The sequence below is a fragment of the Curtobacterium sp. 9128 genome, from assembly GCF_007673775.1.
Classification (GTDB): Bacteria; Actinomycetota; Actinomycetes; order Actinomycetales; family Microbacteriaceae; genus Curtobacterium.
Genome location: NZ_VEAF01000004.1, coordinates 163,765 through 188,428 on the forward strand (window position 1 = coordinate 163,765; position 24,664 = coordinate 188,428).

24 protein-coding genes are annotated in these 24,664 nt (G+C 73.3%); 18 read left to right on the forward strand and 6 right to left on the reverse strand.

Annotated features, from left to right (window positions below; genetic code table 11):
• The first annotated feature begins 15 nt into the window (after positions 1–15).
• The 3 genes from FS641_RS09600 to FS641_RS09610 all read left to right on the forward strand — a co-directional run bounded on the left by FS641_RS09600 (position 16) and on the right by FS641_RS09610 (position 2,903).
• The gene (locus FS641_RS09600; RefSeq protein ID WP_144763203.1) at positions 16–861 is read left to right on the forward strand and encodes a formate/nitrite transporter family protein; all 846 of its coding nucleotides are present in this window, start codon (positions 16–18) and stop codon (positions 859–861) included.
• Positions 862–952: 91 nt separating this feature from the next.
• Positions 953–2,395 (forward strand): LLM class flavin-dependent oxidoreductase, encoded by a 1,443-nt coding sequence (locus FS641_RS09605; RefSeq protein ID WP_260855766.1) that lies wholly within the window; start codon positions 953–955, stop codon positions 2,393–2,395.
• Between the two features lie 4 nt (positions 2,396–2,399).
• Complete coding sequence (locus FS641_RS09610) at positions 2,400–2,903, forward strand: N-acetyltransferase (protein ID WP_144763204.1); 504 nt, start codon at positions 2,400–2,402, stop codon at positions 2,901–2,903.
• A 28-nt stretch (positions 2,904–2,931) separates the two neighbouring features.
• On the opposite strand, the gene FS641_RS09615 is transcribed toward FS641_RS09610, so the two are convergent.
• From FS641_RS09615 to FS641_RS09630, 4 genes are all read right to left on the reverse strand, one after another.
• Positions 2,932–3,615: a response regulator transcription factor gene (locus tag FS641_RS09615; protein ID WP_144763832.1), complete on the reverse strand. Its 684-nt coding sequence runs from the start codon at positions 3,613–3,615 to the stop codon at positions 2,932–2,934.
• Positions 3,616–3,620: 5 nt separating this feature from the next.
• On the reverse strand, positions 3,621–4,886 hold the full coding sequence (locus FS641_RS09620) for a sensor histidine kinase (protein ID WP_144763206.1): 1,266 nt from the start codon (positions 4,884–4,886) through the stop codon (positions 3,621–3,623).
• A complete protein-coding gene (locus tag FS641_RS09625) occupies positions 4,873–5,826 on the reverse strand; it encodes a type II CAAX endopeptidase family protein (protein WP_144763208.1) in 954 nt (317 codons plus the stop codon). Before FS641_RS09625 ends, FS641_RS09620 begins: the two co-directional genes overlap by 14 nt.
• Before the next feature lie 98 nt (positions 5,827–5,924).
• Complete coding sequence (locus FS641_RS09630; RefSeq protein ID WP_144763210.1) at positions 5,925–6,434, reverse strand: MarR family winged helix-turn-helix transcriptional regulator; 510 nt, start codon at positions 6,432–6,434, stop codon at positions 5,925–5,927.
• A gap of 77 nt (positions 6,435–6,511) precedes the next feature.
• Here FS641_RS09630 and FS641_RS09635 point away from each other — a divergent pair, with 77 nt between their 5' ends.
• Entirely contained in the window at positions 6,512–7,726 is a 1,215-nt protein-coding gene (locus FS641_RS09635; protein ID WP_144763212.1) for an FAD-dependent monooxygenase, read from the forward strand.
• 83 nt (positions 7,727–7,809) lie between these two features.
• On the opposite strand, the gene FS641_RS09640 is transcribed toward FS641_RS09635, so the two are convergent.
• Entirely contained in the window at positions 7,810–8,502 is a 693-nt protein-coding gene (locus FS641_RS09640; RefSeq protein ID WP_144763214.1) for a DUF4232 domain-containing protein, read from the reverse strand.
• A gap of 125 nt (positions 8,503–8,627) precedes the next feature.
• On the opposite strand from FS641_RS09640, the gene FS641_RS09645 reads away from it, so the two are divergent.
• The 10 genes from FS641_RS09645 to FS641_RS09690 all read left to right on the forward strand — a co-directional run bounded on the left by FS641_RS09645 (position 8,628) and on the right by FS641_RS09690 (position 20,403).
• Entirely contained in the window at positions 8,628–9,287 is a 660-nt protein-coding gene (locus tag FS641_RS09645; RefSeq protein WP_144763216.1) for a response regulator transcription factor, read from the forward strand.
• Positions 9,284–10,489: a sensor histidine kinase KdpD gene (locus FS641_RS09650; RefSeq protein ID WP_144763218.1), complete on the forward strand. Its 1,206-nt coding sequence runs from the start codon at positions 9,284–9,286 to the stop codon at positions 10,487–10,489. The genes FS641_RS09645 and FS641_RS09650 overlap by 4 nt, the downstream gene beginning before the upstream one ends.
• A gap of 219 nt (positions 10,490–10,708) precedes the next feature.
• The gene (locus FS641_RS09655; RefSeq protein WP_144763220.1) at positions 10,709–12,268 is read left to right on the forward strand and encodes an NCS1 family nucleobase:cation symporter-1; all 1,560 of its coding nucleotides are present in this window, start codon (positions 10,709–10,711) and stop codon (positions 12,266–12,268) included.
• 127 nt (positions 12,269–12,395) lie between these two features.
• Positions 12,396–13,142, forward strand: a complete 747-nt coding sequence (locus FS641_RS09660) for an aspartate/glutamate racemase family protein (RefSeq protein WP_144763222.1) — start codon at positions 12,396–12,398, stop codon at positions 13,140–13,142.
• Positions 13,139–14,443: an allantoinase AllB gene (allB, locus tag FS641_RS09665; RefSeq protein ID WP_144763224.1), complete on the forward strand. Its 1,305-nt coding sequence runs from the start codon at positions 13,139–13,141 to the stop codon at positions 14,441–14,443. Before FS641_RS09660 ends, allB begins: the two co-directional genes overlap by 4 nt.
• A complete protein-coding gene (locus FS641_RS09670) occupies positions 14,436–15,482 on the forward strand; it encodes an acetamidase/formamidase family protein (protein WP_144763226.1) in 1,047 nt (348 codons plus the stop codon). The genes allB and FS641_RS09670 overlap by 8 nt, the downstream gene beginning before the upstream one ends.
• The gene (locus tag FS641_RS09675) at positions 15,479–16,990 is read left to right on the forward strand and encodes an AtzH-like domain-containing protein (protein WP_260855767.1); all 1,512 of its coding nucleotides are present in this window, start codon (positions 15,479–15,481) and stop codon (positions 16,988–16,990) included. Before FS641_RS09670 ends, FS641_RS09675 begins: the two co-directional genes overlap by 4 nt.
• Before the next feature lie 40 nt (positions 16,991–17,030).
• Positions 17,031–18,266, forward strand: coding sequence for an alanine--glyoxylate aminotransferase family protein (locus FS641_RS09680; protein ID WP_144763228.1), 1,236 nt, complete (start codon positions 17,031–17,033; stop codon positions 18,264–18,266).
• Complete coding sequence (locus FS641_RS09685; protein ID WP_144763230.1) at positions 18,263–19,573, forward strand: allantoate amidohydrolase; 1,311 nt, start codon at positions 18,263–18,265, stop codon at positions 19,571–19,573. The genes FS641_RS09680 and FS641_RS09685 overlap by 4 nt, the downstream gene beginning before the upstream one ends.
• A complete protein-coding gene (locus FS641_RS09690; protein WP_144763232.1) occupies positions 19,570–20,403 on the forward strand; it encodes a MurR/RpiR family transcriptional regulator in 834 nt (277 codons plus the stop codon). Before FS641_RS09685 ends, FS641_RS09690 begins: the two co-directional genes overlap by 4 nt.
• 19 nt (positions 20,404–20,422) lie before the next feature.
• On the opposite strand, the gene FS641_RS09695 is transcribed toward FS641_RS09690, so the two are convergent.
• Positions 20,423–20,887, reverse strand: coding sequence for an SRPBCC family protein (locus FS641_RS09695; protein WP_144763234.1), 465 nt, complete (start codon positions 20,885–20,887; stop codon positions 20,423–20,425).
• Between the two features lie 32 nt (positions 20,888–20,919).
• Between FS641_RS09695 and FS641_RS09700 the strand changes: the two genes are divergently transcribed.
• From FS641_RS09700 to epsC, 4 genes are all read left to right on the forward strand, one after another.
• Positions 20,920–21,972, forward strand: coding sequence for a YeiH family protein (locus tag FS641_RS09700; protein ID WP_144763236.1), 1,053 nt, complete (start codon positions 20,920–20,922; stop codon positions 21,970–21,972).
• 10 nt (positions 21,973–21,982) lie between these two features.
• Positions 21,983–23,011 carry a dipeptidase gene (locus FS641_RS09705; RefSeq protein ID WP_144763238.1) on the forward strand — a complete coding sequence of 343 codons (1,029 nt, stop codon included), beginning with the start codon at positions 21,983–21,985 and terminating at the stop codon, positions 23,009–23,011.
• A 109-nt stretch (positions 23,012–23,120) separates the two neighbouring features.
• A complete protein-coding gene (gene cysK / locus FS641_RS09710) occupies positions 23,121–24,059 on the forward strand; it encodes a cysteine synthase A (protein ID WP_144763240.1) in 939 nt (312 codons plus the stop codon).
• Positions 24,056–24,637 carry a serine O-acetyltransferase EpsC gene (epsC, locus tag FS641_RS09715; RefSeq protein ID WP_260855768.1) on the forward strand — a complete coding sequence of 194 codons (582 nt, stop codon included), beginning with the start codon at positions 24,056–24,058 and terminating at the stop codon, positions 24,635–24,637. The genes cysK and epsC overlap by 4 nt, the downstream gene beginning before the upstream one ends.
• Positions 24,638–24,664 lie beyond the last annotated feature (27 nt).

Below are 24,664 nucleotides of genomic sequence, written 5' to 3' on the forward strand. Positions count from 1 at the left end.
CCTACTGTCGGCACGATGACGGACGAACGACGACGCGAACTCGGCGAGAGCGACGCCCCGGTCGAGGACGAGCTCATCGACTCGTTCGAGGCGACGGTGGAGGAGGGCGCGGAACGGCTGCAACGGACGGTCCGCGCCACCCTCATCACCGGGTTCTTCGGCGGCCTCGAGGTCGGGCTCGGCGTGATGGCGTACCTGGCGGTGCTCCACCAGACCGACGACCACCTGCTGGCCGGGCTGGCGTTCGGCATCGGGTTCATCGCGCTGCACCTGGCGCACAGCGAGCTCTTCACGGAGAACTTCCTGATGCCGATCGCCGCCGTGGTCGCGCGCGAGGGGAGCGTGGCGCAGCTCGTGAAGCTGTGGGGCGGGACGCTCGTGGCGAACCTCGTCGGCGGGTGGGTGTTCATGTGGTTGCTCGTCCAGGCGTTCCCCCAGTGGCACGACACCCTCACCGAGGCCGCCCGGCACTACGTGGACGCGCCGTTCGGGCTGCAGAGCATCGTGCTCGCGGTGCTCGGCGGCAGCACGATCACGCTCATGACGCGCATGCAGCAGGGCACCGACTCCGACCCGGCCAAACTCGTCGCCGCGGTGGCGGGCGGGTTCCTGCTCGCCGGCCTGCAGCTCTTCCACTCGATCCTCGACTCCCTGCTGGTGTTCGGGGCGATCCAGTCCGGCGCCGCGATCACCTACGGCCAGTGGCTCGGGTGGTTCGGGTACACGCTGCTGTTCAACGTCGTCGGCGGCGTCGTGCTCGTCACCGCGCTGCGGTTGGTGCGGACGAAGGAGCTCGTGGCCGGACGGCGACGGGACGCACCCGAGGACCCGGACCGGGCCGAGCACGAGCAGGCCGACTGACGCGTGTCGGGACCGACGGGCACCGGAGCGGGCGCGTCATCCTTCGTCACCTTGCGTGACCTGCGCTGGACGCGCCCGTAACGTCGCGCTCGTGACGGAGCCGACGAACCCCACGAACCCGACGAACGCCGCGAGCCCGACGGGCACGACCCGGCAGATCCGCTTCAACGCGTTCGACATGAACTGCGTCGCGCACCAGTCCTCCGGGCTCTGGCGGCACCCGCGGGACCGGTCGCGGAACTACCGCGACCTGACGTACTGGACCGACCTGGCGAAGACGCTCGAGGCTGGTGCGTTCGACGGGATCTTCATCGCGGACGTCCTCGGGACGTACGACGTCTACGGCGGCACGAACGAGGCGGCGCTCCGGACCGGGTCCCAGGTGCCGGTGAACGACCCGATCCTGCTCGTGTCGGCGATGGCGTCGGTCACCGAGCACCTCGGGTTCGGGATCACCGCCGGCACCGCGTACGAGCACCCCTACCCGTTCGCCCGCCGGATCTCGACGCTCGACCACCTGACGAAGGGCCGCATCGGCTGGAACGTCGTGACCGGCTACCTGCCGAGTGCCGCGCGGAACATGGGCCAGACCGACCAGCTCAGCCACGACGACCGCTACGACGTCGCCGACGAGTACCTCGAGGTGCTCTACAAGCTGTGGGAGGGCTCGTGGGAGGAGGACGCGGTCGTCGAGGACCGCGAGACCGGGGTGTTCACCGACCCGGCGAAGGTGCACCCGATCGAGCACCACGGCGAGCACTTCGACGTCCCCGGCATCCACCTGTCCGAACCGTCCGTGCAGCGCACCCCGGTGGTCTACCAGGCCGGGGCCTCACCGCGGGGGATCGCGTTCGCGGCGGAGAACGCCGAGGCGGTCTTCGTCGGCGCCCCGACCGTCCCACAGCTCGCGGCGACGGTGACGAAGATCCGGGACGCGCTCGAGGCCGCCGGACGCGACCGGTACGCGGCGAAGATCTACACGCTGCTCACGATCATCACCGACGCGACCGACGAGGCCGCACAGGCGAAGTACGAGGACTACCTGTCGTACGCGTCCGAACTCGGCGCGCTCGTGCTCAACTCCGGCTGGATGGGCGTCGACCTGTCGCAGTGGGACCTCGACGAGCCGCTCGGCGACGTCGAGTCGAACGCGATCCAGTCCGCGGCGGCGAACATCCAGGCGGCGACCGGTGAGGACGGCAGTGCGTGGACGATCCGCGACCTCGCCCGGCACACCGCGATCGGGGGACTCGGTCCGGTCGCGGTCGGCGGGGGAGCGACGATCGCGACCCAGCTGCAGGACATCCAGGAGCAGACCGACGTCGACGGCTTCAACCTCGCGTACGCGGTGACACCGGGGACGTGGGAGGACGTGATCGAGTTCGTGGTCCCGGAGCTCCGTGCCCGCGGGGCCTACCCGGAGGCCTACGTCGAGGGCTCGCTCCGCCACAAGCTCTTCGGTCGGGGGGACCGCCTGCCCGCCGAGCACCGCGGCGCCGCCTACCGGATCGGGAGCGACGCCGTCGTAGGCTGACCAGATGTCGACCAGCCCCGCCTCCGTCGTGCGCACGGGGACCGATGCCGACGTCGCCGCGTGCATCGACCTGTGGACGTCGGCGGTCGCCGCACGGGACGGCGTCAGCGCCTCGACTGCGGTCCGGGCGCGCGCTGCGGAGAAGTTCCGGACGCCGCGGGTCGCCCTGGTGCTGCTCCCCGGCAGCCCGGACGGCGCTGCGCTCGACGGCTTCGCGCTCCTCACCGCCCCCGGCACGGGCCGGTCGACCGACCCGGCGGACGCCGCCTACCTCTCCCTGCTCGCGGTCCGCCCGGACCTGCAGGCGCGCGGTGTCGGCCGGGCGCTCCTCACCGCTGCCGTCGCCGCCGCCACGGCCGCCGGGCACCCCGCGGTCGCGCTGCACGTGCTGGTCGACAACGCGCGTGCGGTGCGCCTGTACGAGGCCAGCGGGTTCGGCGCGACGGACGTCGCCTTCCCGCACGCGCTCACCGGCACGCCGACGCGGACCTACGTCCACCGCGGCTGAACGGCCGGCATCCCCCCCGGGCGACGGGTCAGGCGCCGTCCGGCCCGGCCCCCGGGACCGCGACGATCCGGTTCTGGTAGGCCCAGACGACGGCCTGCAGCCGGGACTGCACGCCGAGCTTCGGGAGCATCCGCGCCAGGTGCGACTTCACGGTGGAGACCTCCACCACGAGTGCCGCGGCGATGTCCTCGTTCGACATGCCCTGGGCGAGCAGCAGCAGGACGTCGCGTTCCCGGGCGGTGAGGACCTCGTCGGCACGGTCGCCGGTGACGGGCTGCAGCCGACGGCGGGTGACGAACTCCCGGAGCACCCGCCGGGTCAGCGCCTGGTCGAGCGTGCCGTTGCCGGCGGCGACCTGCCGGACGGCGCCGACGATGACGTCCGGCTCGGCGTCCTTGAGGAGGAACCCGCTCGCGCCGGCCTCCAGGGCACCGAACACGTAGTCGTCCATGTCGAACGTGGTGAGCACGAGCACCGGGACCACGGGGTCGGCACCGGGCCCGCAGAGCGCCCGCGCCACCGTGATCCCGTCGTGCACCGGCATCCGGATGTCGAGGCAGGCGACGTCGGGGACGGTCCGCCTCGCGAGCTCGAGTGCCTCGGCCCCGTCGGACGCGACCGCGACCACCTCGATGTCGGGCTCGGCGTCGAGGAGCGCGGACACACCTGCCCGCACGAGGGGCTGGTCGTCGGCGACGAGGACCCGGATCACGTCGGTCATCGGGTCTCCCGGTCGAGGTCGAGCACGACGAGCCAGCCGCCGTCGTCCGTGGGTTCGGCGCGCAGGTGCGCGCCGACGAGGTCGGCGCGTTCCCGCATCCCGCGGAGCCCGTTGCCGCCGGCCGTCGACCGCGCCGGGGGCGGCGTCGTGGGTGCGCCGTTCCGGACGGAGATCGTCAGACGCGGTTCGGCGTGGTCGTCGATCGTCACGGTGCAGGGAGCACCGGGGGCGTGCATGGCGGCGTTGGCGAGCGCCTCCTGGACGGTCCGGTACGCCGCGAGCTGCGCGAGGGGCCCGACACCCTGGCCGAGGGGCGGTGCGTCCGCGGACTCGGCTCGGCGCCGGACCTCGAGCACGACGGCGCCACGCTGCCCTGCCCGTTCGACGAGGTCGACGATCCCGGGCACGGTCTCGACGAGCCGTTCCGCCGGGGCGTCGTCGCGGAGCAGCCCGACGAGCCGGCGGAGGTCGTCGAGGACCTCGGTGCTCTGCGCGCGGACCTGTCGGACGCCCTCCCGTGCCCGCTCGGGATCGGTGTCGATCTGCCGGTCGATCGCGGCGGACATCACGGCGATGCCGGACAGGTGGTGCGCGGCGATGTCGTGGAGTTCCCGTGCCATCGCGGCCCGTTCCCGGGCGATGGCCGCGTCGACCTGGGCGTCCTGCTGCCGGTCGACGGCGGACGCCTCGGCGGTGCGGGCGGCGCGGACCTCGCGGCGGGACCGGACGACCAGGACGACCAGGAGCGGGAGTCCGATCACCCCGACGGCCTGCAGCACGCCCTGGCCGACACCGGTGGTGAGTCCGAGGGACACGCTCGACCGACCGGCGCCGAGCACGGCGAACGCGTACACGGTCTGGGCGACGACGATCGGGACCGCGGCGACGACGAGTGCCGGCCAGAGCCGGGGGAGCGGGACGCGGAGTCCGGCGAGCACGACCGCGACCACGACCGGCAGCATGGTCAGACCGAACAGGGTGCTCGGCGCGACCAGCACGACGGCGATCGGCAGGACCGCGGTCACGAGCAGCGTCACCCGGGGTGCGCGGCGGGCGGCGAGGAGCGCGGCGGACTGCACGGTCATCCCGAGTGCGAGCACGGTCCAGCTGACGCTGACGACGTCCGGGTAGCGCATGCCGGTCCCGTCCGGGTCGGCACGGTCCAGGGGCGGGAGGCCGAGTTGCAGGCCGATCGCGACGACGGCGGTCAGGACGGCGACCAGGACGTCCGTCCGCCGCGCGCGGGCCTCAGCGGGTGCCATCGTTCGATCCTACGAGGGCGGCGTCGCGCGTGGCGGCGCGGTCGGTGGTCGGTGCCGTGGCGATCGGCTCGCGGGGCGGCAGGCCGAGTCGCCCACGGGTCAGGACGACGACCGCGGCGGCGGCGATCGTGGACAGGATGACGAGGCCCTGCATCATCGTGCCGGCGGTCATGCCCGGGTACATGTCGGACCAGAGCGTCGAGATGGTGTTGTTCACGCCGACGTGCAGCAGCAGTGCGAGGGGCAGGCTCTGCCCGGTGCGGTTGAACACCCAGATCATCACGACGTTGAACGTGATCGTGAACGCCGCGAAGACGAGCGGCTCCGTCCAGTGCGCGTTCGGCCACCCGCCCCAGTCGCTGAGGTACAGCGGCATGTGCCAGAGCGCCCAGATGGGTCCGAGGACGGCGGCGGCGCCGAGGGGTCCGAAGCGACCCTGCAGTCGGGGCAGGGCGAAGTCACGCCAGCCGGGCTCCTCGGACAGGCCGGTCGAGAACAGTTGGATCACGAGGCCGGGGACGAGCATCGCCAGTGCCAGGCCCGAGGGGGCCCGGACCTCGCCGCCGGCGAACAGCAGCCCGGACGCGACGATGACCGCGGGGACGCCGACGAGGGCCAGGGCGTACCAGTACCAGGCGACCCGCCAGCGCCAGAGCCGCCCGACCCAGCGGCGGAGCCCCGAACGGCCGTCGGCGATCGCCGTGACCAGGAACGCACTGCCGAGCGGGCCGAGCAGCGCCCCGGGGAGCACGCCGGTGAACTGCGCAGTGCCGAGGAACTCCGGGAAGTGGAGGTCCCAGACACCGAGCCCGTGCGGCGACAGGATGTACGGCACCCACGCGAGCCAGCTGAGGCCGAGCGCGAGCGTGAAGAACGTGGTGAGGGGGAAGCGGGCGACGACGCCGCGGATGCCCCCTGGCTTCGATGTGGTGATCGTCATGACGTCGACGCTAGGAAGCGACGGCGCAGCGGACGACCGGCAGAGGGACGCTCCTGTCGAACCTCCATCGAAAGGACGAACCGGCGGCGGCGCGGTGGTCAGGGCGTCGGCGACGATCGGTGCCGCGCCAGTCGGGCGTTCGCCGTGGCCGCCGCTGCGGTCATGCTCGTGAGGAACGTCATCGCCGCGCGGAGGGTCGTCGGGTCGGTCTCCTGCAGGGTGGTCGCGATCTCCACACCGGCGAACGCCAGGAACCGTTCGGTCTCGGCGCGCGCCGACGCCGTGGGGCGGAGCGTGATGCGGCGGCGGTCGGTGCTCTCGCGGTGCCGTGTCACGTGCCCGGCGGTCTCGAGCCGGTCGATGAGCACGCTCGTCGCGCCCGTGGTCAGCCCGATCTGTCGGGCCAGCTGCGCCGGTGAGAGGGGCTCGCCCGCCTGTTCCGCCCAGACGACCTGACCGAGCGCGTTCGCGTCGGTCCCCGGGAGTCGCATCCACGACGACAGGTGGCGCTGGAGCTCGTCGAACGTCACGGCCCAGTCGCGCAGGCGGTGCATCACCGTCACCTCGTCGTCGGCCCACGTCGTGGTGAGCGGGTCCACCTTCGCCATCCAGGTTCCTTTACTGTCAAGTGGCTTTACTGTAAAGCACGGCGGGGTCGATCCCGCTCGACACGAGGAGCAGGGACATGACCACACCGCACGCAGTGATCTCCGGGGCAAGCATCGCAGGCCTCTCGGCAGCCTGGTGGCTGCGCCGCATCGGCTGGGAGGTGACGGTGATCGAACGCGCTCCCGCCTTCCGCGACGGCGGTCAGAACGTCGACGTACGCGGTGTCGCCCGCCAGGTCCTCGACCGGATGGGACTCGTGGATGCCATCAAGGCGGTGAACACGACCGAGACCGGCGCCGTGCTCGTCGACCGCGACGGCCGCGTCACCGCGGAACTGCCCTCCGACGGCACCGACGGCGCCACCGCCGAACTCGAGGTCCTGCGCGGTGACTTCGCCCGCGTGCTCCTCGACGACCTGCCCGACGGTGTGCTGTTCCGGTACGGGCAGACCATCGACGACGTGCACGAGGGTGACCGGGTCACCGTCACGACGAGCACCGGCGACCGCCTCGACGCCGACCTGCTCGTCATCGCCGAGGGGGTGCGGTCGCGGACCCGGGACCGCGTCTTCGCGGGGCCCGACGAGGTCGACGCACGCGACCTCGGCGTCACGATGGTGTTCGGCACGATCCCGCGCACGCCCTCGGACGACGACCGGTGGCGCTGGTACAACGCCGTCGGCGGCCGCCAGGTGCACCTGCGTCCGGACCCGCACGGCACGACGAGGGCGATCCTGGCGTACGCGGGCGACGACGGTCTGGTCGGACGGTCCCGGGCCGAGGCGCTCGCGGCGCTCCGTGGCCGCTACGCCGGCGCCGGGTGGGAGGCGCCGCGGATCCTCGACGGCTTCGACACATCGGAGGACGTCTACCTCGACGAGCTGACGCAGATCCGGATGCCGCGGTGGCGCCGTGGCCGCGTCTGCGTGATCGGCGACGCCGCCTGGTGCGTCACGCCGATGGGCGGGGGCGGCGCGTCCCTCGCACTGACGAGCGGCTACGTGCTCGCCGCGTCGCTGGCGGAGCGTGGCGGCGGTGTGCCCTCGACCGCGGACGTGGACGCAGCGCTCGAGGCGTTCGACGCGTGGATGCGTCCCCTCGTCGACGACGTGCAGGGCCTGCCGAAGGGCATCGTGCGGTTCGCGTACCCGCAGACCCGGTTCGGGCTCGCACTCCGTGGCGTGGTGGACAAGGTGCTGCTGTCCGCACCGATGCGGCCGATCGCGTCGCGGCTCACCCGTGTCGCGGACACGGACCGGCCGCTGCCGGCCATGCCGGCGACGATGGGCTGAGCGGACCGACCGCCGGACGGGAGGCTCGTGGCGGGGTCGCCCCGAGCCTCCCGTCCGCCGTGTGACCGGGAACCACCGGTGCGTCAGCTGGCGGCGCCGGCCGTGATGCCCGTGACGGACAGCGTGTCCACGCCCTGCGAGCAGGCCTGGTAGCCGGGCGCCTCGACGAACAGGGACCGCGTCGACCCCGGCGGGATCACGCGCACGCCGTCGGTGTTCCGCGGCGCGCACATCGCGTTCGAGTCGTCCATCGGTCGGACGACCCGCAGGGTGAAGTGCGCCTCGTCCCCGGGCTGCAGGGTCAGGGACGGGTGCGGGGTGGACCGGTCGAGGGTGGCACCCGGACCGACCTGCGTGCCGTTCTGTCCGGTCACGAACGACGCACCCGGCCAGCCCTGGACCGTGCACGCCGTGGTGCCGCTGTTCCGCAGGGTGATCGGGATGTCGATGCTGACGTCGGTCTGGACGTTCTTCGTCGTGGTGCCGGTGAGTCGGTCGACGTCGCACCGGGGGAGCGACCCGCTGCCGCTCGAGCCGGCGCCGCCTGCGCCGCTGTCGGAGGCGGTCCCGGCCGGAGCGCTGGACGCCGTCGCCGCCGGAGCGCTCGCGCCGGACGACGGGGTCGGTGTGGCCGAGTGCGGCGTGGCGGCGGTGGTGATGTCGGGGTCGTGCGCGTCCGACGTGCTCGCGCAGCCGACGAGCGCGACGAGTGCCAGGCCGAGGCCGGCCGCCGCGAGCACGGGTCGTCGCAGGGAACGGTGGTGTTCGTGATGCATGCTCCCACTGTGCTGCCGAGCGGATGAGACGACCGTGAGGACCGTGTCTCATCCGCGTCTCACGAGCGGCCTGGCACGCTGGGGCGGCCGGCGTGCGGATCGGTACCGGTGAGGAAGGACGGCCCATGCGGGTGCTGCTGCTCGAGGACGACGTGGACCTCGCCCGCGAACTGGTGGGCGCGCTGCGACGCTCCGGGTTCGCGGTCGACCACGTCGCGACGCTCGCCGACGCCGACGAGGCGATCGCCCTCGCGCCCTACGACTGTCTCGTGCTGGACCGCTCGCTGCCGGACGGCGACGCCCTGTCCGTGGTCGAGGACCTCCGGCGGCGCGGGACGGAGACCGGGATCCTCGTGCTGACCGCCCGTGACACGGTCGTCGACCGCGTGGCCGGGTTCCACGCCGGGGCCGACGACTACCTGGTGAAGCCGTTCGCCTTCGCGGAGCTCGAGGTCCGCATCCGCGCGGTCGCCCGTCGCGGCACCCGGGAGCGGACGCCCGTCCTCCGTTCCGGGGACGTGGAGCTCGACGTCCCGCGGCACGAGGTCACCCGTGGCGGGGTGCTGCTGTCCCTCGGCCCGAAGGAGTTCGCGGTCCTCGAGATGCTCCTCGACGCCCGCGGCGACGTGCTGAGCCGTACGGCGCTCTTCGAGGGGTGCTGGGACGAGCGCACCGACCCGATGTCGAACGTCGTCGACGCGGTGGTCGCGCAGCTCCGGCGGCGTCTCGGAGCGCCGGACCCGATCGAGACCGTGCGCGGTGTCGGGTACCGGATCCGGACGTGACCCGGCGGCGCCTGGCGTGGATCCGCTGGTCGATGACGCTGTTCTTCGCGCTCACGACGGCGGCCTGCCTGATCGGCCTCGCCGTGTTCGTCGCCCACCAGGACGGCGTCGACCGTGCGCGCACCGATGCCGCACTGCTCGCGCACGCCGACCGTGTCGCGCTCGGTGTCGGTGTGGACAGTGACGGTCGGGCGTACTCGACACCACCCCCACCGGGGACGAACCTGCAGGGGTCGTTCGGGCTCGCCGCCGTCGGGACCGCGCCCACCGGGGTCGTCATCGGCGGTGCGCTGCAGTACGCCACGCCCGAGGCCAGGTCGCTGCCGTCGGCACGGACCATCGGGCGGTTGGCGTCGGCGGCCGAGGACAGCGACGGCCCGGCGTACACGACGACGACGTCCCGCGCCGGGGACCGGTCGCGCTGGGTGGCCGTGCCCGTCGGCGACGCCGAGCACACCGCGGTCGTGCTCGGCGGTGGTGATGCGCCGACGCTCGACCACGGCACGCTCGTCGGGGTGCTCGCGGCGGTCGTCGCCGGTCTGGTCCTCGTCGTCGCGGCAGCCGGACACCTGCTGTCCGGGATCGCGATGCGGCCGGCCGTGCGGCAGACCGAGCAGCAGGAGCAGTTCCTCCGAGAGGCCTCGCACGAGCTCCGGACCCCGCTCGCCACGGTGTCGCTCATCGCCGAGCGGGGCCTCGCCGACCCGGCCCTGGCACACGACGCGCTGCGCGAGGTCGACCAGCGCCTCGCGGGGATCACGCTCCTCGTCGGCAGTCTGCTCGCGCGGGCCCGAGCGGACGCGAACGGCGCCGATGTGGAGCGACGTCCGCTGCGCCTCGACCAGCTCGTCGAGGAGACCGTCGGCGAGCTCGGCGCCGCGGACCGCGTCACGACGTCGACCGACCCGGTCGTGGTGGACGGCAACGCCGAGCTCATCGCACAGGCGGTGCGCAACCTCGTCGAGAACGCCCTCCGGCACGCGCCGGAGAGCCGGGTCATCGTCACGGTCGGTGGGCGGAGCGTGACGGTGGACGACGACGGGCGCGGTGCCGCCGACGGCGGGCGACCCGGGACCGGCACGGGGCTGCGGATCGTGGAGTGGGTGGCCGAGGTGCACGACGCGCACCTCACCCTGGGGGCATCGCCGCTCGGCGGCGTCCGCGCGGCGCTGCGGTTCCGGGAGTCCCGGGAGCTCCGGTAGCTCCGGTAGCTCCGGTAGTTCTGGTCGCGATCCCGCGCCGTCGGCGGTACGTCGCGCTGCCCGTCGCGCTGCGCGTCGCGCTGCGCTCCGGAACGCGCGTTTCAGCGCAGGCGTCATGAAACACGGTCGTCACACCGCGGAAACGGTGCGGACGAACACGGTCCGTAGCGTTCGTGGCAGGGCAGCACCACCCGCACCCACCGCACATCGGAGGACGCCATGGCCACCCAGACCGCGACGCCCGTCATCGCGCCACCCGTACCCGACACGTCGGAGGCCCGTGCCGGCGCAGGCGTCGTCAAGCCCGGGTACGACCCGGCGCTGACCAACGAGGACCTCGCCCCGCTCCGGAAGCAGTCGTGGACGAGTTACAACATCTTCGCGTTCTGGATGTCCGACGTGCACTCGGTCGGCGGCTACGTCACCGCCGGGTCGCTCTTCGCGCTCGGCCTGGCCAGCTGGCAGGTGCTCGTGGCACTCGTCGTCGGCATCTGCATCGTGCAGGTGTTCGCCAACCTCGTGGCGAAGCCGTCGCAGCGCACCGGCGTGCCCTACCCGGTCATCAACCGCGCGGTGTTCGGCGTGCTCGGTGCGAACGTGCCGGCGATCATCCGCGGTCTCATCGCGATGGCCTGGTACGGCGTGCAGACGTTCCTGGCGGCACAGTCGCTCAACATCGTCTTCCTGAAGTTCGTCCCGGCATCCGCGGCGCTGCTCGACCACGCGTTCCTCGGGCTCTCCGCGCTCGGGTGGATCTCGTACGCGATCCTGTGGGTGGCCCAGGCGGCGCTGTTCTCGATGGGCATGGAGGCGATCCGGAAGTTCATCGACTGGGCCGGCCCCGCCGTGTACGTGGTGATGATCGCGCTGGCGGTGTACCTCGTCGCGAGGGCCGGCATCGGGAACATCTCGCTCGACCTGTCCGCCGGCCGGCCGCTGTCGTTCGGTGCGAGCATCCCGGTCATGCTGTCCGCCGTGGCGATCGTGGTGAGCTACTTCTCCGGACCGATGCTGAACTTCGGGGACTTCTCGCGCTACGGGAAGTCCTTCGCGGCCGTCAAGCGCGGCAACCTCTGGGGCCTGCCGGTCAACTTCCTGTGCTTCTCGATCCTGACCGTCCTGTGCGCCAGCGCCACGGTGCCGGTGTTCGGCAAGCTCATCACCGACCCGATCGAGACCGTGCAGGCGATCGACGCCCCGTTCGCGATCCTGCTCGGCGGGCTGACGTTCGTGACGGCGACGGTCGGCATCAACATCGTCGCGAACTTCATCAGCCCCGCGTTCGACTTCTCCAACGTCGCCCCGCGCCGGATCAGCTGGCGGACCGGCGGCATGATCGCCGCGGTCGGCTCGGTGCTCCTGACCCCGTGGAACTGGTACGGCAACGACCAGGCGATCCTCTACACACTCGGCGTCCTGGGCGCGCTCATCGGCCCGCTGTTCGGCATCCTCATCGCCGGGTACTACCTCGTGGCGAAGCAGCGCGTGGCCGTCGACGACCTGTACACGAAGGACCCGGGCGCACGGTACTGGTACCGGAAGGGGGTCAACCCGAACGCCGTCTGGACGCTCGTCGGCACCGGAGCGGTCTCGGTCGCCAGCGCGGTGCTGCCACCGGCGCTCGGCGTCCTGCCCTGGCTGAGCAACTACAGCTGGTTCATCGGCTGCGGACTGGGGCTCGTGGTCTTCTGGGCGCTCGAGCGGACCCGTCCGGCGATGCCCGTCCTCGACGCCGACGACCCGGCCGTCGACGACGGCGCCGCCCCCGGTCGCGCCTGACCCGCACGACCAGCAGCGGCCCGGCGGTCGACGACGGCGCCGCCCCCGGTCGCGCCTGACCTGCACGACGAGCACGACCAGCACGACCCACGGCACCCCGAGCACCCGCACCACCGGAAGGACCCCGATGCGCATCCGCGTCGTCAACCCGAACACCACCGCCGCCATGACCCGCACGATCGGTGCCGCCGCGGCCGCCGTCGCCGCTCCGGGGACGATCGTCGAGGCGGTGCACCCGCGGATGGGACCCGCATCGATCGAGAGTCACTACGAGGAGGCCCTCGCCGTCCCCGGGGTCCTCGAGCAGGTCGCGATCGGGGAGGCCGACGGTGTCGACGCGTACGTCGTGGCGTGCTTCGGTGACCCGGGGCTCGACGCCGCGCGGGAACTCGCTGCCGGTCCGGTGATCGGGATCGCCGAGGCCGGGTTCCACGCCGCGGCGATGCTCGGCCGGCGCTTCGGCGTCGTGACGACGCTCGGACGGACCGTCGGCCGGGCACACGAGCTCGCCGACCGCTACGGCTTCGCGCCGCTCGTCACCGAGGTGCGCGCCTGCGAGGTCCCCGTGCTCGCACTCGACGACCCGGCCTCCGACGCCAGGGCGACCGTCATCGAGGAGTGCCGAGCCGTGGTCGCCGGCGGCGCCGACGCGGTCGTGCTCGGCTGCGCGGGCATGGCCGACTTCTGCGCGGCGGTGTCCCGGGCGATCTGTGCGCCGGTCGTGGACGGGGTGGCCGCCGCGACGGTGCTCGCCGAGTCGCTCGTCCGGCTCGGGCTCACCACCGGCAAGCACGGCGAGTACGCGTCGCCACCGCCGAAGCCGATGTCGGGCGTCCTCGCACCGTTCGAGCGTGTTGCGCAGGTCGCCGCATGACCGCGTTCCGCGCCGAGCGCGCGTGGATCGACGGCGCGTTCCGACCGGCGACCGTCGTGGTCCGTGACGGCCGCATCGCCGACGTGCTGTCGCTCGACGCCGACACCGACCAGGACGTGCACGTCGTCCCCGACGGCCACGTCCTGCTGCCCGGCCTCGTCGACACGCACGTGCACGTCAACGAGCCGGGGCGGACCGAGTGGGAGGGCTTCGCGTCCGCCACCCGCGCCGCGGCGCTCGGCGGGGTCACGACGATCATCGACATGCCGCTCAACTCGATCCCCGCGACGACGACCGTCGAGGCGCTCGACGTCAAGCGGGCGAGCGCCGAGGGCCGCGTCGCCGTCGACGTCGGGTTCTGGGGCGGCGCGGTGCCGGACAGCCTCGGCTCGCTCGACGCACTGCACGAGCGCGGCGTCTTCGGCTTCAAGTGCTTCACCGCGCCGTCCGGGGTCGACGAGTTCCCGCACCTCGAGCCGGCGCAGCTGCGCCGGGCGATCGAGGAGGTCGCGGCCGTCGACGCCCTGCTCATCGTGCACGCGGAGGACCCCGACCACCTCGTCGCGCACGGCGCCCTCGGCGGTCACTACGGGGACTTCCTGGCGACCCGGCCTCCGGCAGCCGAGGAGTCCGCGATCGCGCGGGTCGTCGACGGTGCCCGCGCCACCGGCGCCCGCGTGCACGTCCTGCACCTCTCCGATGCCGGCGCGCTGCCGATGATCCGCGCCGCCAAGGACGACGGCGTGCGCATCACGGTCGAGACCTGCCCGCACTACCTGGCCTTCGAGGCGTCGACCATCCCCGACGGCGCCACCGAGTTCAAGTGCTGTCCGCCGATCCGCGACGACGCGAACCGGGACGCGCTCTGGCAGGGGCTCCTGGACGGCACGATCGACATGGTCGTCTCGGACCACTCGCCCTCCACGGCCGACCTCAAGGTCGACGACTGGGGTCTCGCCTGGGGTGGGATCGCCGGGCTGCAGGTCGGGTTCCGTGCCGTCTGGACCGAGGCGCTGCGACGCGGGCTCGGCCTCGAGGACGTCCTGCCCTGGTTCACGACCGGGCCGGCGGCGCTCGCCGGCTTCGCCGACCGCGGTCGCATCGCCCCCGGCGCGCTCGCCCACTTCGCGGTGTTCGACCCGACCGCGACGGAGGTCATCGACGTGGCCGGGCTCGCACACCGCAACCCGGTGTCCGCGTACGCCGGACTGGAGGCCCGGGGCCGGGTCACCGAGACCTGGTTGCGCGGCGAACCGGTCACCGCGACGAGCGTGGCCGGGGAGCTGGTGACCCGTGGCTGAGGCGTTCCTCGGATCGACCCCGGACGACGTCCTGTGGGGACGGTTGCCGTCCAGGACGGACGCCCCGGTGCGCACCGTCGCGCCGGGATCGGTGGTGACGGTGGACACCGTCTCGCACGAGGGCATCCTGGCCGACCAGGGGTCAGACCCCGTCGCGTTCTTCGGCCGGCACGGCGTGCACCCCTCGGACGTCCTCGCCGACGCGGTCGACATCACGCGGGTGCTCACGCGCGACCCCGCCGACGGGCCGCACGTGGTGTCCCGGCCGATCGCGGTCGACGGCGCCGAGCCCGGCGACGTCGTGTCCGTGACGGTCCTCGAGGCCACGCCGCGTGTGCCGTACGGGGTGATCTCGAACCGGCACGGCCGCGGCGCCCTGCCCGGAGAGCTCCCGCGCGCCGAGGAGTCCGTCTCCGTGTTCGCCGACGTCGTGCTGCGCGACGGCGTCGACCACGGCCGCCTGCCCGTCGTCGAGGGCGGTCCGCGGACGATCACGTTCCCGCTCCGGCCGTTCCCCGGCATCGTCGGCGTGACGCCGGACACCGACGAGCGCCCGCACTCGGTGCCGCCTGGTCCCCACGGCGGCAACGTCGACATCGCCCTGCTCACGGCCGGGGCGACGCTGCACCTGCCGGTGTTCGTCCCGGGCGCCGGCGTCTACGTCGGCGACCCGCACTTCGCGCAGGGCGACGGTGAGGTGGCGCTCACCGCGATGGAGGCGTCGCTCCGCCTGGTGCTCCGGCTCGACCTGGTGCGGCGGGACGCGGCGCTCGGGCAGTTCGGCGCGCTCGTCGGTCCGATCGCGGAGACCACCGACCACCTCGTGCCCACCGGCATGGACGAGGACCTCGACGAGGCCGTCCGGCGCTGCGTCCGCGCGGCGATCGCCCTGCTCCGGGCGCGTTGGGGCGTCGACGAGCACATCGCGTACGCGTACCTCAGCGCCGCGACCGACTTCCGCATCTCGCAGGTCGTCGACCTGGTGTGCGGCGCCCACGCGACGATCCGGAAGCGCGACTTCGACGAGGTCACGGCGTGATCGTGCACGGCGTCTGGCCCGACGGGCTCGAACGGGCGTTCACGGCGTACGAGGACGCCCTGATGGACGACGACACCGCGGTGCTCGACGCGCTGTTCGAGCCGGGGCCGGGGACGCTCCGCGGCGACGACGCCGGTCTGCTCCGCGGCCACGACGCGATCAGCGCCTTCCGCTCCGGGCGCGGCGGCGTCGCACGGCGGACCGTCGTGGCCGTCGACGTCCAGCAGCTCGCGGTCGACCACGCCCTGGTCGTCGGCGAGTCGCACTTCGTCGGTGGCGGCCGCGGCCTGCAGACCCAGCTCTGGTGCCGCACCGACGGGGTCTGGCGCATCCGGACCGCCCACGTGACGGGTCGGCCGAGGGCGTTCGACCGCTCGATCTGGCGGGTGGTCGGCGACCCGCTCGTGCGCGGTGCCGCCACCGGTCCGCTCGTCGGGGTCCGCGTCGCCGTGAAGGACCTCTTCGCGGTGCGCGGCCACGTCGTCGGCGCCGGCAACCCGACCTGGGAACGCGACGCCCCGGTGTCGACGGAGTCGGCGTCCGCGGTGCAGACGCTGCTCGACGCCGGCGCGGTCGTCACCGGCATCGCCCGCACGGACGAGTTCGCATACGCCCTCGCCGGACGCAACGCGCACGTCGGGGCCCCACCGAACGGTGCCGACCCGACCCGGATCGGCGGTGGCTCGACCTCGGGCTCGTCGTCGGCGGTGGCGCTCGGCCTCGCGGACCTCGGCCTCGGCACGGACACGGCGGGCAGCCTGCGTGTGCCGTCGTCGTACCAGGGGCTCTGGGGGATCCGCACCACGCACGACACGGTCCCGCGCGACGGCCTCCTGCCGCTCGCGCAGACGTTCGACACCGTCGGGTGGGTCGCCCGGTCGGCGTCGGTGCTCGCCGCGGCGGCCGCGATCTCGGTCCCCGGCCCGGGTGTCGAGGTCGACGAGGGTGCGCTGCTGGTGAGCGACGCGCTCCTCGACGCCGTCGAACCGGACACCCACGAGGCGTTCGCCACCTGGCTCGGGGCCTCCGGTCGGACCGTGCGCCGGGTCGACCTGCCCGACCTCGACGACCTCGCCGAGACCCTCCGCGTCGTGCAGGCGGCGGAGGCCTGGCGGAACGACGGCGCCTGGGTCGAGGCGCACCCCGGTGCCCTCGGCGCCGACGTCGCCGCGCGCTTCGCCGCAGCTGCCACCGTCACGGCGGAGCAGGAGTCGACGGCGCGGGCGCGGCTCGTGGAGCTGCGTCGACGGGTCCGTGACGTGCTCGGCGGAGGCGTGCTGTGCCTCCCGACCGTGCCGGGACCGGCACCGTCGCGGACCGCCACCGACCAGGCGGTGCTCCAGACCCGGGCGGCGACGCTCCGGATGACGGCGGTGGCGGGCATCGGCGGTCTGCCCGCCGTCTCCGCGCCCCTGCTCACCGTCGACGGCGCGCCCGTCGGCGTCTGCTTCGTCGGACCGGCCCGGTCCGACCGGGCGCTCCTCGCGCTCGCGGAGACACTGCTGTGACGAGCGTTCCGGTACGCTCGTCGCTGGAACGGAGGTACCGATGCTGCCAGTGAACCCACCCACCAGGCTCCTCATGGGACCGGGGCCGATCGACGCCGACCCGCGCGTGCTGCGCGCCCTGTCGACGCCGCTCGTCGGCCAGTACGACCCGTGGATGACGGCGACCATGACCGAGACCCAGGCGCTGTACCGCCGCGTGTTCGGCACCGACAACGACGCCACGGTGCTCGTGGACGGCACCTCCCGCGCCGGCATCGAGGCGGCGCTGGTCTCCCTCCTCGCGCCGGGCGACCGTGTCCTCGTGCCGGTGTTCGGCCGGTTCGGACACCTGCTCACCGAGATCGCCGGACGGGCCGGCGCCGAGGTCCACACGATCGAGACCGCGTGGGGGCAGGTGTTCCCGACCTCGGTGATCGAGGACGCGATCGTCAGGGTGCAGCCGAAGGTGCTCGCGGTCGTGCAGGGCGACACCTCGACGACGATGAACCAGCCGCTCGACGAGCTCGGGGCGATCTGTGCGCGGCACGGCGTGCTGTTCTACACGGACGCCACCGCCACGGTCGGCGGCAACCCGCTCGATGTCGATGCGTGGGGTATCGACGTCGTGAGCGCCGGGTTGCAGAAGTGCCTCGGCGGTCCGTCCGGCAGCGCCCCGCTCACCCTGTCGCCGCGCGCCGTCGCCGTGCTCGACGGTCGACGCAGCGTCGAGGCCGGCATCCGCGAACCGGGTGACGAGGTCTCCGACGACCCGATCCGGTCGAACTACCTCGACCTCGCCATGATCCTCGACTACTGGGGCCCCCGGCGCCTGAACCACCACACCGAGGCGGCGTCCATGCTCTACGCCGCGCACGAGTGCGCCCGGATCCTGCTCGAGGAGGGCCGCGACGCCGCGATCGCCCGACACGAGCTCGCCGGTCGCGCGATGCTCCAGGGGGTGCAGGCCCTGGGGCTGCAGGTCTTCGGCGACGTCGCGCACAAGATGCACAACGTCGTCGCGGTGGAGATCCCCTCGGACGTCGTGGGCGACCAGGTGCGGACGGCGATGCTCGAGGACCACGGCATCGAGATCGGCACGTCCTTCGGCCCGCTGCACGGCCGGGTCTGGCGCATCGGCACCATGGGCTACAACGCCCGGAAGGACACCGTCGTGACCACACTGGCCGCGCTCGAACAGGCCCTCCGACGGGGCGGGCACCCGGTCCCGCAGGGCGGCGGCGTCGACGCGGCGCTCGACACGTTCGCCGCCGCGGACTCGCCCGCGGTGCGCGCATGACGGCCGGGTCCCTCCTGGCGAGTGCGCGTGCGACCGCCGACGCGTCCGTCGTCGTCGCGCGGTGCGACGAGCTCGCCACGGTCTCCGCGACGCCCGGGCACATCACCCGCGTCTACCTGTCGCCCGAGCACGCCCGGGTGAACACGATCGTCGCGCGGTGGATGCAGGACGCCGGGATGACCACGTGGCAGGACGATGCCGGCAACCTGCACGGCAGCGTGCCCGGCGCGACACCGGACGCCCCGGTGCTGCTGATCGGCTCGCACCTCGACACCGTCGTCGACGCCGGTCGCTACGACGGAGTCGTCGGGGTGCTCATGGGCATCGCCGCGGTCGCACGCCTCCGCGACGAGCGCGGAGCGCTGCCGTTCGGGGTCCAGGTCATCGCGTTCTCCGACGAGGAGGGCACCCGGTTCGGCAAGGCGCTCCTCGGGTCCTCCGCGGTCGCCGGGGTCTGGGACGACGCCTGGTGGGACCTCACCGACGCCGACGGGGTCACGCTGCGGCAGGCCTTCACCGACTTCGGGCTCGACCCCGCACGCGTCGGCGACGCGGCCGTCGACGCGTCGCGGCTCGTCGGTTACCTCGAGGCGCACATCGAGCAGGGACCGTACCTCGAGCAGGCGGACCAGGCACTCGGCGTCGTCACGAGCATCGCCAGCGCCCGTCGCTTCACGGTCGAGGCGGTCGGCGAGGCACGGCACGCCGGCGGCACCCCGTACGAGCGCCGGCACGACGCGCTCCTCGCCGCGGCGGAGGCAGCGCTCGCCGTCGAGCGGATCTGCCGTGACGCGCACCACGTCGGCACGGTCGGCACGATGACGGTCGAACCGGGCGCCGTGAACGTCGTCCCCGGGCTCGCGCGGTTCTCGGTCGACCTCCGCGGCGAGTTCGACGAGGGACGCGACCGCGTGTGGGACGAACTGACCAGGGCGTTCGCGCTGATCGGCGAGCGCCGGGGCGTCAGCGTGGAGCCGACCGAGGTGCACCGCGCGCCGGCGGTGTTCTGCGCGCCGCGGTTGACGGCCGCCGTCCGCGCCGGCATCGTCGCGACGGGGGAGCGGCAGCCGCTCGAGCTCTTCTCCCGCGCCGGACACGACGCCATGTCGCTCGGGCTCGTCACCGACGTCGCGATGCTCTTCCTGCGGAACCCGGACGGCATCAGCCACCACCCGGACGAGTTCGTCTCCGCCGCCGACGTCGCGCTCGGGCTCGACGCGCTCGTCACCGCGGTCGAGCACCTCGCCGCCGGACACCAGGCTCCGGGCCGGCCCATCGTCGACGGTCCGCACGGAGCCGCGTCGTGACCGGGGCGCAGCCCGACGTCCGCGGACGCATCGACGCCGTGTGGGAACGGCTCTCCCCGGCCGAGCGCCGCGTCGCCGCCATGGTCCGTCACGACCCCGAGCTCCTGCTCCTCGGGACCTCCGCGCAGCTCGCGGCCGAGTCCGGGACCTCCAAGGCGACGGTCTCCCGCCTGGTGCGGTCCCTCGGGTTCCAGGACGCCGCCGAGGTGCGGCAGGAACTCATGTCCGCCCGGGGCAGCGGTCTGCCGTGGGCCGCGGAGGACGCCGCGCACGTCGACCAGCGAGCCGTCGAGTCCCGCAACCTCGACGCCGCGTTCGCGTCGCTGGCGCGCGCGGACCGGCCGCGGCTCGCACGCCGCGTCATGCGTGCCAGACGGGTGCTCGTGTTCGGGGAGCGCGGCGCGCACCCGGTCGCCCTGCAGCTCCGCGCGCAGCTCGCCCAGGTCCGGCCGGACGTCCGCATCGGCCCCGCTCCGGGGCAGCGGCTCGGCGAGGAGGTCGCCGACCTCGACCGCCGCGACCTCGTCGTCGTCGTCACTGTGCGCCGACACGCGGCGGGGGTCGACCGGCTCGTGCGGCACTGTGTGGCGTCCGGCGCGGACGTCGTCGTGCTCGGCGACCCGACGGCAGCCGTGATCGCGGCGCCGGCCGCCACGACGGTCCTCTGCCCGGTGGACTCCCCGTCGGCGTTCGACTCGCTCGCGGCGATGTTCGCGGTGGTCGCTGCGATCGCGAACGACGTGTACGAGGCCGCGGGTCCTGCCGGTCGGGCGCACGTCGATGCCGTGGCCGCGGCGTACGACACGCTGGGGGAGCTCGCCGGGTCCTGAGGGACGGGCGGCCGCGGGGTCAGCCCGTCTGCTCCGCACCGAGTTCCGCGGCGAGGGACGCGTTCCGCGCCCGGATCAGGGCGGGCATGTACCGCGCGAGGACGATCCGCTCGGCGAGGAACCCGAGCGGCCCGAGCGGTGCCCGGAACGCGACCTCGTCGACCATCCGGGTGCCGCGAGCCGACGGTCCGAACCGGTGTTCGTGCCGGAACCGGGCGAACGGACCGCGCACCTGTTCGTCGACGAACCGGTGCGGAGCCTCCAGTACGGTGATCTGACTCGTCATCCGCCAGACGGCCCCGAGGTGCCGCGCGCGCCAGGTGACGGTCTCGCCGAGGCCGATCGTCCCGGACGTCGTGCCGGCCACGGCACGTTCCCCGGTGCGCGCCATCGACCGCTCGTGCGCACCGATGTCGAGCGACAGCGCGAACACCCGCGTGGGCGGCGCGTCGAGCTCGGTCACGATGCGGAACACGACGGTCATGTTGCGATCCTGCCGCAGGGCAAGATGGTCGCGTGACGTCGACCACGGAAACCGCCAGGAGGCTCGCCCCCGGTCTCGCGCTCGCGACCGGCATCGCCGTGGTCGCCACCGTCATCGGACGGTTCCTGCCGGTCGTCGGCGCGCCCGTGAGCGGCGTCGTGCTCGGTGCGGTCGTCGGGATGGTCCGTCGGCCGGCCGACGTGCTGAAGCCCGGCATCACGACGGCGAGCAAGTTCGTCCTGCAGCTCGCCGTGGTCCTGCTCGGCGCCCAGCTGTCGCTCGCCGAGGTCGCCCGGGTCGGCGTGGAGTCGTTGCCCGTCATGCTCGGCACCCTCGTGGTCTGCCTGCTCGCCGCGTGGGGCGTCGGCCGTCTGCTCGGCGTCGTCGGCAACCTGCGGACCCTGATCGGGGTCGGGACCGGGATCTGCGGTGCCTCGGCGATCGCGGCCGTGACACCGGTCATCGGCGCCGTGTCGGTCGAGGTCGCCTACGCCGTCTCGACGATCTTCCTGTTCAACATCGCCGCGGTGATCGTCTTCCCCGTCGTCGGGCACGCGCTCGGGATGAGCCAGCACGCGTTCGGACTGTTCGCCGGGACCGCCGTGAACGACACGTCCTCGGTGGTCGCCGCGGCGAGCACGTACGGCACCCAGGCGGCGAACTTCGCCGTGGTGGTGAAGCTCGTCCGCACGCTGATGATCATCCCGATCGTGCTCGGGCTGGCGTGGCTCGTCGGGCGGAGGGACGCCGCCGCGGCGCGGCTCGGCGGGGCCTCCACGGAGCCCGTGGCCCCGGCGAGCCGGTGGTCGGTCCGTCGGGTGTGGAAGCTCGTCCCCTGGTTCCTCGTCGGCTTCGTGATCGCCGCGGCCGTGAACTCGACCGGGGTGCTCCCCGGACCCGTGCACCCCGTGATCTCGACCGTCGCGGCGTTCCTCATCACGGTGGCGCTCAGCGCGATCGGCCTGTCCACCGACGTCGCCGGGTTCCGGCGAGCCGGGTTCCGACCGCTCGTCCTCGGGCTCGTGCTCTGGCTGGTGGTGACCGGGTCGAGCCTGGGGCTGATGGCCCTCACGGGGGCGCTGTAGCGTCGTCCTCATGACGCTGCGCTTCCCGGTGATCGACGGCCACAACGACCTCCCCTGGGAGCGACGGGAGTCGCACGGGTCCGACGTCGAGGGCATCGACACCGAGGAGTCGTCGCTGCACACCGACATCCCGAAGCTCCGGGCCGGCGGCGTCGTCGGGCAGTTCTGGTCGGTGTTCGTCCCCGCCGACGACCCCGATCCGGTGCGGACGACGCTGCAGCAGGTCGACCTGGTGCACCGGATGATCGAGCGCCACCCGGACGACCTCGCACTCGCCCGCACCGCCGCCGAGGTCCGCGTGGCGGTCGACTCCGGGCGCATCGCCTCGCTGCTCGGCGCCGAGGGTGGGCACTCGATCGGGGACGACCTCGCCGTCCTCCGGACCCTCGCCCGGCTCGGCGTCCGCTACATGACCCTGACGCACAACGACGACACGCCGTGGGCCGACTCGGCGACCGGGGCGCGCGCACACGGTGGCCTCACCGACCGCGGGCGCGAGGTCGTGGCCGAGATGGAACGGATCGGCATGCTCGTCGACCTCTCCCACACCGCACCCGCGACGATGCGGGACGCCCTCGACGTCGCGACCCGGCCGGTGGTGTTCAGCCACTCGTCCACGGTCGCCGTCGACGACCACCCGCGGAACGTGCCCGACGACGTGCTCGGGCGGCTCGCGGACAACGGCGGCGTCGTGATGATCACGTTCGTACCGAAGTTCGTCTCGCGGGCGTGGGCTGACTGGGAAGAAGCCGGTTCCGTCGGCGACGGCCCGCTCGTGACGGTGTCCGACATCGCCGACCACGTCGAGCACGCGCGCGACGTCGCCGGGATGGCGCACATCGGGATCGGCGGCGACTACGACGGCACGCCCGTGTTGCCGCCGGACGTCCGCGACGTCTCCCGGTACCCGGTGCTCGCCGCGGAGCTGTCCCGCCGGGGCTGGGGTGCCGGCGACCTCGAGGCGTTGGCGGGCGGCAACGTCCTCCGGGTGCTCGAGGCCACCGACGACCGGTTCGCCCGGACGGCGTTCGCGGGGTAGCACCGCGACGTCACAGACAGGGCCGCACGGGGTCCGGTGGCTAGGATCACTTCGCACGCCACGCCGCCGGGGATGGCCGCGTGGGCTCGACCGAGTGAGGACGGAACCGATGAGCGGCACCATCTACGACGACATCTCGCAGGCGTTCGGCAACACCCCGCTGGTGAAGCTGAACCGTCTCCCGGCCGAGGGCGGTGCCGAGGTCCTCGCCAAGCTCGAGTTCTACAACCCCGGCGCGAGCGTGAAGGACCGTCTGGGCGTCGCGATCGTCGACGCGGCCGAGGAGTCCGGCGAGCTCACGGCCGGCGGCACGATCGTCGAGGGCTCGTCCGGGAACACCGGCATCGCCCTCGCGTTGGTCGGCGCCGCTCGTGGGTACCGGGTCGTCGTCACGATGCCCGAGACGATGAGCGTCGAGCGCCGCGCACTGATCCGCGCGTACGGCGCCGAGATCGTGCTCACCCCGGGGTCGGAGGGCATGAAGGGCGCTGTCGCGAAGGCCGCGTCGATCGTCGAGGAGACGCCGGGTGCGATCCTCGCGCACCAGTTCGAGACGGCCGCGAACGCCGCGATCCACCGTCGGACCACGGCGGAGGAGATCCTCCGCGACACCGAGGGCCACGTCGACGTGTTCGTCGCGGGGGTCGGGACCGGCGGCACCATCACCGGTGTCGGGCAGGTGCTCAAGGAGCGCGTGCCCGGTGTTCAGATCGTCGCCGTCGAGCCGAAGGACTCGCCGCTGCTCACCGAGGGCAAGGCCGGTCCGCACAAGATCCAGGGCATCGGCGCGAACTTCGTCCCGGAGGTGCTCGACCGGTCCGTCATCGACGAGGTGTTCGACGTCGAGCTCGACGATGCGCTCCGGGTGGCCCGCGACCTCGCGACGCAGGAGGGCATCCTGTCCGGCATCTCGTCCGGCGCGATCATCCACGCGGCGCTCACCATCGCCGCGCGCCCGGAGAACGCCGGCAAGCGCATCGTCGCGATCGTGTGCGACACCGGTGAGCGCTACCTGTCGACCGTGCTGTTCGAGGGACTCACTGCGTGACCCCTCGCCGACGAGGCGTGCTGCGGACGCTCCGGGAGGACCTCGCCGCGGCGCGTCGAGGCGACCCCGCGGCACGTGGCGACCTCGAGAACGCCGTCGTCTACTCCGGCCTGCACGCGATCTGGGCGTACCGGTTCGCGCACCGTCTGTGGATCGCCGAGGGACTGCCCGGGTCGCGCTTCGCAGCCCGGGTCGTGGCGCAGACGGCCAGGGCGGTCACGGGCATCGAGATCCACCCGGGTGCACGGATCGGAGGACGGTTCTTCATCGACCACGGGATGGGCGTGGTGATCGGGGAGACCGCGGTCGTCGGTGACGACGTGCTCGTGTTCCACGGCGTGACCCTGGGCGGTCGCGGTGGAGCGCACGGTCCCGGAGCGAAGCGGCACCCGACGGTCGGTGACCGCGTCGTCCTCGGCGCCGGGTCGTCGCTCATCGGCGCCATCACCGTCGGCGCGGACTCGGTCGTCGGGGCGAACACGGTGGTCACGAAGGACGTGCCCGCATGGTCCGTCGTGACCGGGGTCGCCGGGACGGCGCGGCCGCGGTCCGGCGACGAGGGGGTCCCGACGCTCTGACGTCGGAGGAGTGGGGCATGCTGGTCC

Excerpts from the sequence above, each read along its gene's own strand:
- FS641_RS09600 (WP_144763203.1), top strand. The coding sequence starts at position 16 with ATGACGGACGAACGACGACGCGAACTCGGCGAGAGCGACGCCCCGGTC.
- FS641_RS09610 (WP_144763204.1), top strand. The coding sequence starts at position 2,400 with ATGTCGACCAGCCCCGCCTCCGTCGTGCGCACGGGGACCGATGCCGAC.
- FS641_RS09620 (WP_144763206.1), bottom strand. The coding sequence starts at position 4,886 with ATGGCACCCGCTGAGGCCCGCGCGCGGCGGACGGACGTCCTGGTCGCC.
- FS641_RS09625 (WP_144763208.1), bottom strand. The coding sequence starts at position 5,826 with ATGACGATCACCACATCGAAGCCAGGGGGCATCCGCGGCGTCGTCGCC.
- FS641_RS09630 (WP_144763210.1), bottom strand. The coding sequence starts at position 6,434 with ATGGCGAAGGTGGACCCGCTCACCACGACGTGGGCCGACGACGAGGTG.
- FS641_RS09635 (WP_144763212.1), top strand. The coding sequence starts at position 6,512 with ATGACCACACCGCACGCAGTGATCTCCGGGGCAAGCATCGCAGGCCTC.
- FS641_RS09640 (WP_144763214.1), bottom strand. The coding sequence starts at position 8,502 with ATGCATCACGAACACCACCGTTCCCTGCGACGACCCGTGCTCGCGGCG.
- FS641_RS09645 (WP_144763216.1), top strand. The coding sequence starts at position 8,628 with ATGCGGGTGCTGCTGCTCGAGGACGACGTGGACCTCGCCCGCGAACTG.
- FS641_RS09655 (WP_144763220.1), top strand. The coding sequence starts at position 10,709 with ATGGCCACCCAGACCGCGACGCCCGTCATCGCGCCACCCGTACCCGAC.
- FS641_RS09660 (WP_144763222.1), top strand. The coding sequence starts at position 12,396 with ATGCGCATCCGCGTCGTCAACCCGAACACCACCGCCGCCATGACCCGC.
- allB (WP_144763224.1), top strand. The coding sequence starts at position 13,139 with ATGACCGCGTTCCGCGCCGAGCGCGCGTGGATCGACGGCGCGTTCCGA.
- FS641_RS09680 (WP_144763228.1), top strand. The coding sequence starts at position 17,031 with ATGCTGCCAGTGAACCCACCCACCAGGCTCCTCATGGGACCGGGGCCG.
- FS641_RS09685 (WP_144763230.1), top strand. The coding sequence starts at position 18,263 with ATGACGGCCGGGTCCCTCCTGGCGAGTGCGCGTGCGACCGCCGACGCG.
- FS641_RS09695 (WP_144763234.1), bottom strand. The coding sequence starts at position 20,887 with ATGACCGTCGTGTTCCGCATCGTGACCGAGCTCGACGCGCCGCCCACG.
- FS641_RS09705 (WP_144763238.1), top strand. The coding sequence starts at position 21,983 with ATGACGCTGCGCTTCCCGGTGATCGACGGCCACAACGACCTCCCCTGG.
- cysK (WP_144763240.1), top strand. The coding sequence starts at position 23,121 with ATGAGCGGCACCATCTACGACGACATCTCGCAGGCGTTCGGCAACACC.